This window comes from Kocuria sp. CCUG 69068, assembly GCF_020833785.1.
Lineage (GTDB): Bacteria > Actinomycetota > Actinomycetes > Actinomycetales > Micrococcaceae > Kocuria > Kocuria rosea.
Window position 1 is genome coordinate 1 of record NZ_PDDL01000245.1, and the last position, 1,205, is coordinate 1,205.

Here is a 1,205-nt window from a genome sequence, read left to right on the forward strand (position 1 = left end):
GTCCGCCAGGTCCCCGAGAAGTACGGAGCCGTCACGGCCGTGCTGCTGAGCACCACGGCCGCCCAGCGCGAGACCGCCCACGGCCCGCTCGGGGCAGCACTCGCCGGGGCCGGGACGGTGGCCGTCACGGCGGAGGTGGCCGAGCCGCCCCGGCGGTGGACGGCGCCCGCCCCCGGGACCGGCCACGCGGACGAGGACCGCACCGGCGTGGTCCTGGGGCTGCGCCTCGAACAGGTCACCCACGAGGGCCGCGGCGGACCCGCCGACGTCGACGTCACGGTCTTCGCGGACGGGCCCGCCTGGGCCGGGCTGGTCCCGGGGCAGCGGATCACCGCCGTGCTCACCGCCGGGGCCCCGTCCCCCGGACCCCCCGTGCTGCGCGCCGCCGCCCCGCCGGCGGTCCTCCCGGCACGGGAGCCCGGCCGGCGGGAGCAGGTCCGGGAGCGCTTCGTGGCCGGCACCGCAGGACTGGGCCCCGACGCCGCGGGGCTGCTGCCCGGGATGACCTTCGGCGAGCGCGCCGGGATCGGCCCGGAGCTCGACCAGGCCATGCGGGACACCGGACTGACCCACCTGACGGCCGTCTCCGGCGCCAACTGCGCCCTCGTCACGGCCCTGGCCGGGCACGCCGCGCTGTCCCTCGGCGCGGGGCGGCGCACCTGCCTGGCCGCCGGCCTCGGCGCCCTGGCCGCGTTCGTGCTCCTCGTCGGTCCGGACCCGTCCGTGCTGCGCGCCGCCGTGATGGGCGGACTCGCCGCACTCAGCCTCCTCACGGGGCGCACCGCCGTCTCCCTGGCCACTCTTGCGGGCGCCGTGATCGCCCTCGTCGTCGTCCGGCCGGCTCTCGCCGCCGAGTACGGCTTCGTCCTCTCGGTGCTGGCCACCGCGGGGATCGTGGTGAGCGGGCGGCCTCTGACCCGGTGGCTGGGCACCCGGGTCCCGGAGGTGCTCGCCGTGGCGGTCGCGATCCCCGCGGCCGCCCAGCTGTGGTGTGCCCCCGTGCTCGTGCTCCTCCAGCCCGCCGTGCCCGTGTACTCGCTGCCGGCCAACGTCCTCGCCGCCCCGCTGGTGCCGGTGGTGACCGTCTGCGGCCTCGCGGGACTGCTCCTGCTGAACCTGCCCGACGGGGCGGGCGCCGCGGCGGCCGTGCTGCCCCTGGGCGTCGGCGCACTGGGGGCGCGCCTCGTCGCCGGCACCGCCCGGGC

At 79.3% G+C, this 1,205-nt stretch carries 1 protein-coding gene; it reads left to right on the top strand.

The window, feature by feature from the left end; translation table 11 throughout:
* A partial coding sequence (locus CRM73_RS19320) for a ComEC/Rec2 family competence protein (RefSeq protein ID WP_229588813.1) occupies window positions 1-1,205 on the top strand: 1,205 nt, incomplete at both ends.